Genomic DNA, 9,827 nt, shown 5'->3' on the forward strand with positions numbered 1-9,827 from the left:
GATCATGACCGAGCCGGTCGGCCCCGCCATCGCCCGACTGCGCCTGCACACCCACCTGCGCGAGCTCAGGGAGTCGCAAGGCCACTCCGCGTCCGCCGTGGCGAAAAAGATGCGGTGGTCGCAGAGCAAGCTGAACAGGATCGAGAACGGCGTGGTGACAATCCAGCCGATCGAGGTCAAGGCGCTCCTGGAGCTTTACGACGTGCGGGACTCCACAGAGGTCGAGCGGCTGATGGACCTCTCCGAGATCTCCCGCGAGCGCCGCTGGTGGCGCGAGGAGAAGCTCTCGCAGGAGTTCAAGGACTTCGTCGCGTTCGAGAGCGAGGCCTCCGGCCTGTACGGCTACTTCGCGCTCTTCATCCCCGGCCTGCTGCAAACCCCGCAGTACGCGAAGGCGCTCAGCTCGCCCGCGATCAAGGAAGCGGTCGCGGACACGACCGGGATGAACCTGACCGAGGTCCGCAGGAAGCGCCAGGAGACCCTCTTCGACCGGCTCGACGGCGCCCGGCCCCCGACCGTCAACATGGCGATCGACGAGGCCGTCCTGCTGCGCCCGGTCGGCGGATACGAGGTGATGGCAGCCCAACTCGACCACCTGCTCGCCGTCTCGAAGCGGCCGACGGTGAAGCTCACCGTGGTGCCGCTCGAGCTCGGCGCCCACGGGGGCCTGGGCGGCACCTTCGAGTTGCTGGAGTTCGCCGGCAGTCATGACGACGATGTCGTTTTTATCGAGACCCCGGCGGACGACTTTCTGCTGACCGACAAGACCAAGACCGAGACGTTCCGGAAAATCATGGAGGACCTGCTCTCTTCCGGGATGTCCGGCACGCACGCCGCCGAAGAGATCAGCCAGGCCCGCCGGCGCCTCCGGAAGGGGTGACCGCTCACGGCAGCGGTGAGCTGTTGATCTCGACGGCCCGGATCAGGGCGCGCCGGACCCTCTCGAAGTCGGCCTTGTCACGGGTGCCGAACAGCAGGACGTCCACACCTCGATACACAGCACGGATCTCCATCCAGCGGGGACCCCGGCCCTGGTGCCGGAAGTCCAGGTGCCGCAGCACCCCGTCCAGGTCAGCGATCGGATAGCGCCCGGCCCGGGTCTCGACATACCAACTGGTGACGACGATCCGGCGGTCGGCGTAGTAGACGGCCCAGCCACATCGGGGGGTGCTCGGGGAAGTGCGGTCGATCGACATCTCAGACCCCTTACCTCGCTCCTGCCTCGATTGTCGTCGGAAATTCCCTGATAGCAACAATCTGATCACAAAACCCTAACGGCTGAGCGCTATCTGCAAAATGCAGACGGCGTGGACCGCGGGGGATCATCGGCGGGCTAAAGTCTTTGGTCAGACGACGAGCGCGCGGATCCCGGTTCGTCGTTTATCGTGATGACACACCGGAGAAACTGAACATCCCCTCAGGAGGAGTGGCTTCCATCCAGCTCAGGACGACGGCGTAGTCGGACCTCACCCGTAAAAGAGGCTCGTCATGTCAGCACCCACCGGACCGGCAGTCGCGCGCGATCGGCTCCTCGCCCCGCTGCGCGAGTTGCGAGATTCACTGAGGCTGTCGTCCGATCATCTGGATCGGGACAGGGACTGGTGGGGCGCCCACCGGTTCACCATCGAATATCCCCGCTTCGTCGAGCACGAGGCCCGGGCCACCCAGATCGGCGTCTGTCAGCCTCTGGTGGTGCCCGGCATCCTGCAGACACCGTCGTACGCGCTGGCCGCCACCGCGGCCATCACCGGACGCGCACCGGACGATCCCGCCGTCCTGGCCCGCGTCGAGGTGCGCCTGAGCAGGCAACACAGTCTCCTCGACCGGATGGCCGGCGGGGATCCGCCGCACCTCACCGTGGTGCTGGACGAGATCGTCCTACGCCGGCCGGTCGGCGGCGCCGACGTCCTGCGGGACCAGCTCGACGAGCTTCTCGAGCTGGGCAGGCTGGACGCGGTGACCATTGTGGTCCGGCCGACCGAGGACGGCGCGCATGCCGGCCTCGGTGGATACTTCGAGCTGCTGCGGTTCCCGGACGGGAACGCGGATGTCGTCTTCCTCGAAGCGACCGCGACCGACAACCTGCTGACCGAGCCGGAAGCGACCGCGCCCTACAGCGCCAGCCTGGGCCGGCTCCTGTCCGGCGCGAACGGCAAGGACGCCGTGCTGGACGCCATCCGGCGGATCCGCGACTCGCCCACCTAGAAGACCACGACCGAGCGGGCTCCCTCGCCCCGGGTCATCCGGTCGAAGGCCGCCGGGACCTCGGACAATCCGATGCGGTCGGTGATCAGATGGTCCAGCTTGAGGGCGCCCGACAGCACGTCCCGCGCCAGTGCCGGCACCTCCAGGTCCGGATCCGACGAGCCGTAGACCGAGGCCCGCAGCGAACGCGCGCTGGCGAAGATGTCCAGCGCGCTCAGCTCCACCATGTCGTCCGAGCGGCCCATGCCCACGACGGTCACCTGGCCACCGCGGCGGGTCGCCCGCCACGCCGCCCGGATGGTCGCCGCGCGGCCCACACACTCGAAGGCGTGGTCCGCGCCCAGCCGTGCCGTGCGCGACCGGATGTCCTTGGACAGGTTCTCCGAGGAGACCACGAAGTCCGTCGCGCCCGCGGCCTCCGCCAGGGCCTTCTTCGCCTCCGACACGTCAACCGCGATGACCGCCGCGGCACCGGCGGCCCGGGCCGCGGCGACCACCGACAGTCCCACCCCGCCCAGGCCGATCACCACGACCGAGTCGCCGGCGGCGACCCGCGCGGTGTTGCGCACCGCGCCGGTGCCGGTCAGCACCGCGCAGCCCAGCAGGGCCGCGCTTTCCCAGGGCAGTTCATCCGGTACGGCGATGACGGCCTTCTCCGGCACCACCACCTGCTCGGCGAAGGCGCCCAGCCCCAGTGCCACGTGCACCGGCGCACCGCCCAGGGTGCTGCCGTTCTCCAGCGCCGCGATGTTCGCCGTCGAGCACAGCCACGGCTCACCGTGGTCGCAGAACCAGCATTCGCGGCAGGGCGGCGACCAGTTCAGCACCACGTGGGTGCCCTCCCGCACCCTCCGCACCCCGGCACCGGCCTCGACGACCTCGCCCGCGGCCTCGTGGCCGAGCACCAGCGGGTGCGGCGGGCGCAGCGTGCCGTTCACCATGGACAGGTCCGAGTGGCAGACGCCGGCCGCGCGGATCCGGACCCGGACCTGGCCGGGGCCGATCTCGGGCAGGCGCAGCTCGGCGACCGCGGGAGCCGTGCCGGTTTCCCGGGCGACCAGGGCCTTGATGTACGCGCTCAACGCTGAATCGCCTTCGTCTGCTGGAATTCCGCCAGGCCGTACGAGCCCAGCTCCCGGCCGATGCCGGACTGTTTGTAGCCACCGAACGGCGCCGCCGGGTTGAACGAGCCGCCGTTGACGTCCACCGCGCCGGTCCGCATCCGCCGGGCCACGGCCAGCGCCCGGTCCGGCGCGCCCCAGACGCCGCCGGCCAGGCCGTATCTGGAGTTGTTGGCGATCTCCACCGCGTGGTCGTCGTCGTCGAAGCCGATGATCGAGAGCACCGGGCCGAAGATCTCCTCCTGGGCCAGTTCGCTGTCCGGGTCGACGTCCGCGAAGACGGTCGGCGCGACGAAGTAGCCCTTGGCGGGGACCGGGGCGTCCCCGGCCACCTGTCGCGCGCCGGCGCGGGCGATGAAGCCCAGAACCCGCTCCCGCTGCGCCGCGGACACCAGCGGCCCGAGCCGGGTGCCCTCGTCGAACGGATCACCGGTGAGATACGCCGAGGCGGTGGCCGCGGCGAGCTCCACCGCCTCGGCGTAGTGGCTGCGGTGCACCAACATCCGGGTCCACGCCGTGCAGGTCTGGCCGGAGTTGAGGAAGGCGTTGCCCACCCCGACCTTGACCGCCCGGGTCACGTCGGCGTCGGCGAGGATCACGTTGGCGGACTTGCCGCCGAGTTCGAGCGTCACCCGGGCGATCCGGTTCGCCGCGGCGTGCGTGACGGCCCGCCCGGTCGCCGTCGAGCCGGTGAAGGAGATCAGGTCCACATCGGGATGCCCGGCGATCGCCGCGCCCACCACCGGACCGGTGCCGGGCACCAGGTTGAGCACGCCCCGCGGCAGCCCGGCCTCGTCGGCGGCGTCGATCAGCAGGTACGCGACCAGCGGCGTCAGCTCGCTGGGCTTGAGCACCACGGTGCAGCCGGCGGCCAGGGCGGCGGCCACCTTCGCGACGACCTGATGCAGCGGGTAGTTCCACGGTGTGATCGCGCCGACCACGCCGACCGGCTCGTGGACGACCAGCGAGTTGCCGATCGTCTCCTCCGGCACGGGCTGGGCGGCCAGGTCCGCGTACCCCCGCAGGACCGTGAGTGGCAGACCTGCCTGGACCGCCTTCGCGACCTTGAGCGGCGCACCCAGCTCGAGCCCGACGGTGCGGGCGATGTCGCCCGCGCGGGCCGCGAGCGCCTCGTGCAGCTTGCCCAGCATGGCGCCGCGCTCGGCCATCGGCGTGTCGGCCCAGCCGGGGAACGCCGCCCGGGCCGCCGCGACGGCCCGGTCCACGTCCGCCGCGGTGCCGGCGGGCACCTGGCCGAGGATCTCCTCGGTCGCCGGATTCTCCACCGGGATCGTCTCGGTGGACGACGATGCCATCCAGGCCCCGTCGAGGTAGATCTTGTCGCGGGAGAGGGTCACGTCAGGCTCCCTTTCAGCGAGTCCAGGCGCGCCTTGAGCGCGTCCAGGCCGGCGAGGACGGTTTCCAGGCCGAGCGCGAATGCCCCTTCGTCGACGCTGCGCCGGTGCTCGGGCAGCAGGTGGGCGTCGCGCAGGTGCGGGTAACGCTCGGCGTACAGCTGGGGGTCCTCGTCGAAGCCTAGGGCGAACGAACCCAGGGCCGCACCGGTGACCAGATATCGCATCACGGCGCCGATGTGGGTGGCGCGGGCGGGCGGCCACCCGGCCGCGATCAGGCCGCCGTAGACCGTGTCGGCCATGGCCAGCGCGGCGGGCCGGCGGCCGGGACCGCGAGCGAGGACGGGAACGATGTTCGGGTGCGCGGAGAGCTCCGCGTGGTAGGAGTACGCCCAGAGCCGCAGCGCCTCGCGCCAGCCGTGGCTGCCGAAATATGAGACGTCCACCCGGGCCACCACCGCGTCGGCGACGGCGTCCAGGATCTCGGCCTTCGTCGGGAAGTGGTTGTAGAGCGAGGGCCCCGCGACGCCCAGCTCGGCGGCGAGCCGGCGCACCGAGACGGCCTCCAGCCCGTCGGCGTCGACCAGGGCGCCCGCCACCTCGACGATCCGATCCCTGCTGAGCAGGGTCTGCCGGGGCCGGGCCATTTAACGCTCCTGAAACTCTGGACGGCGCAAAACTTACACCGCTAGTTTTATCACGTGGACTTTTCACTCAGCGACGAGGAGCGGGCCGTCCGTGACACCGCCCGCACGTTCATCACCCGCGAGGTCATGCCGCTCGAGCAGGAGGCACTCCGCCGCGAGCGCGATCACCTACCCGGCCTGGAGCGCAGCGAGCTGCGGGAGCTGCAGCTCAAGGCGAAGAAGTTCGGCTTCTGGGGGCTGTCGACCCCGGAGGAGTACGGCGGCATGGACCTCCCGGCGGTCCTGCAGTCGCTGATCTGGACCGAGATCGGCCGCACGTTCGTGCAGTTCAGGTTCGGCGGCGAGGCCGACAACATCCTGTTTCACGCCAACGACGAGCAAAAGGCGGAGTTCCTGGTGCCCACCATCGAGGGCGACCGGATCTCCTGCTTCGCGATCACCGAGCCGGGCGCCGGCTCGGACGCGGCGAACATCAAGCTCAGCGCCCGGCAGGACGGCGACGACTGGGTCCTCAACGGCGAGAAGACCTTCATCACCAACGGCAACGACGCCGACTTCGTCATCGTCGTCGCGGTCACCGACAAGGCCAAGGGCGTGCGCGGCGGCGGCACGACCGCGTTCCTGGTCGACCGGGAGATGGGCTGGCGCTCCGAATACATCCAGACCATGGGCGAGGGCGGCCCGGCAGCGCTGATCTTCGACGACGTCCGGGTGCCGGCCCGCAACATCCTCGGCGAGCTCGGCCAGGGCTTCGAGCTGGGCATGAAGTGGATCGGCAAGGGCCGCTACCTGATCCCGTCGAACGCGCTCGGCATCGCCGAGCGCGCCCTGGGCATGGCGATCGAATACGCCAACACCCGGGAGACCTTCGGCAGCACGATCGGCAGCAACCAGGCCATCCAGTGGATGATCGCCGACTCCGAGGTCGAGCTCGAGGCCGCCCGCTGGCTCATCCTCCGGGCCGCCTGGACGGTGGACCAGGGCTGGGACCCGCGGCACGCCTCCTCGATGGCCAAGCTGTACGGCGCGAACATGGTAAACAACGTGGTCGACCGGGTCATGCAGGTGCACGGCGGCATGGGCTACACCCGCGAGTTGCCGATCGAACGCTGGTACCGCCAGGTCCGGCTGATGCGCATCTACGAGGGCACCGACGAAATGCAGCGCCTGATCATCTCCCGCGACCTGCTGCGCGGCTACACCAAGATCGGTGGACACCTCTCTTGACATCCTCAGTCGCCCTGAAGGGCGGGGAGTCCCTGGGTCGCCCCAGGGTCTTCCTGCTTCATTGCCGACTGCCCCGTCCGGGAGGACTCCCGTTGAGGTCTCATATCGGCTCCACAGGCGATCACGGAGAGCCCCTCCGCGAGAATATTGCGCGCCGCGTTCACATCACGGTCATGGACAGCGCCGCACCGGCACACCCACGCACGGACGGTCAATGGCACTTCGTTGAGGAACGCCAGCTCGGCGGTCTTCTTCCACCCGGTCAGCATCGTCGAGGTCGCGTTGTAGTTCACCCGCTCCTGACGCTGCGTCCACGCCTCGGTGCGGGCAGCGAGCGCAAGATTGTAGACCTTGCGGACACACCCGAACGTGCGCGCCAGCTCAGCGGCCTGCGTATCGCTGGGGTAGAAGCGGAACTTGAACGACCGTTTCACCGCCCTGCCCATGACCATCACCCTAGTCCCATGACTAGTGCAGTACCTACCTCAGCCGCCGTACATCCGCGACGCTTGACTTTCCTCTCCGGCCGCAAGGCCACAGCATCCATGGAAGGAATCCAATGACCATGTTGTCGCTGGCCGCGATCCTGGCCGAGGGAGCCCGCCGGTATCCGGACAAGGTCGCGGTGGTCGACCACGCCGAGCGGATCAGCTACCGCGACCTCTGGCAGCAGTCCCTCGCGTACGCCGCGGGCCTGCGGGAGCTGGGCGTCAGGGCCGGGGACACCGTCGCCGTCCTGGTGCCCAACGTGGCCGACTTCCCCCGGGCCTACTACGGCGCGCTCGCGGTGGGCGCGCGGCTCGTCCCGATCCATCTCCTGCTCACCCCGGACGAGATGGCGTACGTGCTGCGTGACAGCGGCACCGACCTGCTCGTGTCGCATTCGAGTCAGCTGAAGACGGCCATCGCCGCCACGAGCCTAACCGGCACGCGGCTGGCCAGCGTGGGGCCGATGCCGCCCGGCGTGCCCGGCGCGCCGCCCCGGCTGGAGGAGGTCTCGGCCACGGTCCCGGCGCTGCCGACCTACGTGAGCCGGGAGGCCGAGGACGTCGCGGTGGTCTTCTACACCAGCGGCACCACCGGTGAGCCCAAGGGCGCCCTGCTCACCCACGTCAACCTGGTCATGAACGCGATCGTGAACGTCTTCGACGCCAACGAGGTGCGGTCCGACGACGTGGTGCTGGGCTGTCTGCCGCTGTTCCACACCTTCGGCCAGACCGTGAGCATGAACGGCACCTTCCGGCTCGGCGGGACGCTGGTGCTGCTCGCCCGGTTCACCGGCGAGGCGGCGATCGACCTGATGGTCCGTGAGAACGTGACCATCTTCCAAGGCGTGCCGACGATGTACATCGGCCTGCTCGAAGCGGCGGCGAAGGCGGACCGGCTGCCCGAGCTGCGGATCTCCGTCTCGGGCGGGGCATCGCTGCCGGTGGCGGTGCTGGAGCGCTTCAGCGAGACCTTCCACTCGACGGTGTTCGAGGGCTACGGGCTGTCCGAGACCTCACCCACCGCGACCACCAACCAGCCGGCCTTCGGCACCCGGGCCGGCACGGTCGGGCACCCGGTCTGGGGCGTCGAGGTGGAGATCGCCCGGGCGGAGCTCGACGAACGCATCGAGCTGCTGCCGGTCGGCGAGCTCGGGGAGATCGTGATCCGCGGCCACAACGTCTTCGCGGGCTACCTGAACCGGCCCGAGGCGACCGCGGAGGCGATGGTCGACGGCTGGTTCCGCAGCGGCGACCTGGGCACCAAGGACGCCGAGGGCTTCATCACGATCGTCGACCGCAAGAAGGACCTGGTGATCCGGGGCGGCTTCAACGTCTATCCGCGCGAGGTCGAGGAGGCGCTGGCCCGGCACCCGGCGGTCGTGCAGGTGGCGGTGATCGGGGTGCCCGACCCCGTGCTCGGCGAGGAGATCTGCGCGGTCGTGGTCCCCGATCCCGGCGGCATCACCGAGCAGGAGCTCATCGACTGGTCGAAGGAGCGGCTCGGCAAGCACAAGTATCCGCGCCAGGTCCGCTTCGTCGAGGCCCTGCCGATGGGTCCCAGCTTCAAGGTCCTCAAGCGGGAGCTACGCCGCACCTTCGGCCAGTAGCAGCGGCAGCTCCGCGACGATCGGCTTGTCCGCCGGCAGCCAGGGCACGCTGTCCAGCTCGCCGGCGGCGAGCCAGCGCATCGCCGAGTGTTCGAGGGCGCGCGGCTCGTCGCCGTTCAGCAGCGTCACCGCGAAGACGCGCAGGACGGCACGGCCGTGCGCCAGCGGCACATCCGGGCCTACCCGGGCACCGACGGTCACCCGTACGCCCAGCTCCTCCGCGCATTCGCGGGCCAGCGCCTGCGCGTCGGTCTCACCCGGCTCGACCTTTCCCCCGGGGAATTCCCAGCGCCCGGCGACCTCCGGCGGCGCGGAACGCTCGCAGGCGAGCACCCGGCCATCGAGCACGATCACTGCCGCAACAATCACCCTGGGTGATGGCCGGCCGTTGACGTGGTGTTCATGGGACATGAGCCAAGAGCGTGCCACAAAACTTAACCGATCAGGTTGAGCGATGCGTCCCGATCGTCACGAGAACACGGATATGTGGGCGTGGACATAGTTGACGGGGAAGACAAGACTGTGGGCACCGACCATGACGACACGGCGACAGTTTGGCCACAAGCCTGCAACGACGCCAGGGAGGTGCAGCATGCGGGGCAGGAAAACACGGGGTGCCCGCTCCGATTATCTGAGTGACGCGCTCGCCGTGCTGGGCGGCTGGACCCGGGACGGCGTCCAGCTGAAGCGCGTGCTCGCTTGTGACGACAGCCAACACGCCGACCTCACGGAGCGGATCAAGGTCGCCGCCGACACCTTGCGCCTGCGGCCCAACATCCGGCGGGTAGAAGGTCACACGCAGATCCTGTTGGGCGCGTCCGACGGCAAGGCCATCACCGATGGTGAGGTAACGCTGGCCGCGCGCATCGAGGACGCCTACCGCACCGTGGTGGGCTCCCAGTAGCCTCTTGACCATGACGGCGCCGATATACGACAGCAAGGGCCAGCTCCAGCAGATCGAGAGCGGCCTGCTCGAGGGTGAACAGATCATCGCGGTGTACGACGCCGTCGGCGCCGGCACCGGTTTCATCGGCCTCACCACCCGCCGGGTGATCATCCAGGACAAGTCCTTCGTCGGTAAGCGCTTCGCGATCACCAGCATCCCCTACTCCAAGGTGAGCAGCGTGAGCGTGGTCAGCAACAAGAGCTGGGCCGGCCAGTTCTTCTCGACCGGCAC

Annotated in this window: 12 protein-coding genes; 6 read left to right on the forward strand and 6 right to left on the reverse strand. The window is 69.4% G+C overall.

Annotated features, from left to right (window positions below):
- Positions 1 to 4: 4 nt before the first annotated feature.
- Positions 5 to 880: a helix-turn-helix transcriptional regulator gene (locus DMB66_RS42140; RefSeq protein WP_158647547.1), complete on the forward strand. Its 876-nt coding sequence runs from the start codon at positions 5 to 7 to the stop codon at positions 878 to 880.
- A gap of 4 nt (positions 881 to 884) precedes the next feature.
- On the opposite strand, the gene DMB66_RS42145 is transcribed toward DMB66_RS42140, so the two are convergent.
- The gene (locus tag DMB66_RS42145) at positions 885 to 1,196 is read right to left on the reverse strand and encodes a DUF6232 family protein (protein WP_125809729.1); all 312 of its coding nucleotides are present in this window, start codon (positions 1,194 to 1,196) and stop codon (positions 885 to 887) included.
- 292 nt (positions 1,197 to 1,488) lie between these two features.
- Here DMB66_RS42145 and DMB66_RS42150 point away from each other — a divergent pair, with 292 nt between their 5' ends.
- Positions 1,489 to 2,205 (forward strand): DUF5753 domain-containing protein, encoded by a 717-nt coding sequence (locus DMB66_RS42150; protein ID WP_125809730.1) that lies wholly within the window; start codon positions 1,489 to 1,491, stop codon positions 2,203 to 2,205.
- On the opposite strand, the gene DMB66_RS42155 is transcribed toward DMB66_RS42150, so the two are convergent.
- From DMB66_RS42155 to DMB66_RS42165, 3 genes are read right to left on the reverse strand one after another with little or no spacing between them, the layout of a single operon-like run.
- The gene (locus DMB66_RS42155; protein WP_125809731.1) at positions 2,202 to 3,287 is read right to left on the reverse strand and encodes an alcohol dehydrogenase catalytic domain-containing protein; all 1,086 of its coding nucleotides are present in this window, start codon (positions 3,285 to 3,287) and stop codon (positions 2,202 to 2,204) included. The two genes, DMB66_RS42150 and DMB66_RS42155, sit on opposite strands and share 4 nt — an antisense overlap.
- The gene (locus DMB66_RS42160) at positions 3,284 to 4,642 is read right to left on the reverse strand and encodes an aldehyde dehydrogenase family protein (RefSeq protein ID WP_125809739.1); all 1,359 of its coding nucleotides are present in this window, start codon (positions 4,640 to 4,642) and stop codon (positions 3,284 to 3,286) included. The genes DMB66_RS42155 and DMB66_RS42160 overlap by 4 nt, the downstream gene beginning before the upstream one ends.
- Positions 4,643 to 4,680: 38 nt before the next feature.
- Positions 4,681 to 5,328, reverse strand: coding sequence for a TetR/AcrR family transcriptional regulator (locus tag DMB66_RS42165; RefSeq protein WP_125809732.1), 648 nt, complete (start codon positions 5,326 to 5,328; stop codon positions 4,681 to 4,683).
- A 54-nt stretch (positions 5,329 to 5,382) separates the two neighbouring features.
- Between DMB66_RS42165 and DMB66_RS42170 the strand changes: the two genes are divergently transcribed.
- Complete coding sequence (locus DMB66_RS42170; RefSeq protein WP_125809733.1) at positions 5,383 to 6,555, forward strand: acyl-CoA dehydrogenase family protein; 1,173 nt, start codon at positions 5,383 to 5,385, stop codon at positions 6,553 to 6,555.
- A gap of 5 nt (positions 6,556 to 6,560) precedes the next feature.
- Here DMB66_RS42170 and DMB66_RS42175 read toward each other — a convergent pair whose 3' ends face one another.
- Positions 6,561 to 7,001, reverse strand: a complete 441-nt coding sequence (locus DMB66_RS42175; RefSeq protein ID WP_125809734.1) for a helix-turn-helix domain-containing protein — start codon at positions 6,999 to 7,001, stop codon at positions 6,561 to 6,563.
- A gap of 113 nt (positions 7,002 to 7,114) precedes the next feature.
- Between DMB66_RS42175 and DMB66_RS42180 the strand changes: the two genes are divergently transcribed.
- Positions 7,115 to 8,650, forward strand: coding sequence for a long-chain fatty acid--CoA ligase (locus DMB66_RS42180; protein ID WP_125809735.1), 1,536 nt, complete (start codon positions 7,115 to 7,117; stop codon positions 8,648 to 8,650).
- On the opposite strand, the gene DMB66_RS42185 is transcribed toward DMB66_RS42180, so the two are convergent.
- Complete coding sequence (locus DMB66_RS42185) at positions 8,627 to 9,061, reverse strand: (deoxy)nucleoside triphosphate pyrophosphohydrolase (RefSeq protein ID WP_199752939.1); 435 nt, start codon at positions 9,059 to 9,061, stop codon at positions 8,627 to 8,629. The genes DMB66_RS42180 and DMB66_RS42185 overlap by 24 nt on opposite strands.
- A gap of 181 nt (positions 9,062 to 9,242) precedes the next feature.
- Between DMB66_RS42185 and DMB66_RS42190 the strand changes: the two genes are divergently transcribed.
- Positions 9,243 to 9,554 (forward strand): 4a-hydroxytetrahydrobiopterin dehydratase, encoded by a 312-nt coding sequence (locus tag DMB66_RS42190; protein WP_125809736.1) that lies wholly within the window; start codon positions 9,243 to 9,245, stop codon positions 9,552 to 9,554.
- A gap of 10 nt (positions 9,555 to 9,564) precedes the next feature.
- The coding region (locus tag DMB66_RS42195) for a PH domain-containing protein (RefSeq protein ID WP_125809737.1) at positions 9,565 to 9,827 on the forward strand (263 nt) is incomplete at its 3' end.

It is taken from the genome of Actinoplanes sp. ATCC 53533, assembly GCF_003947245.1.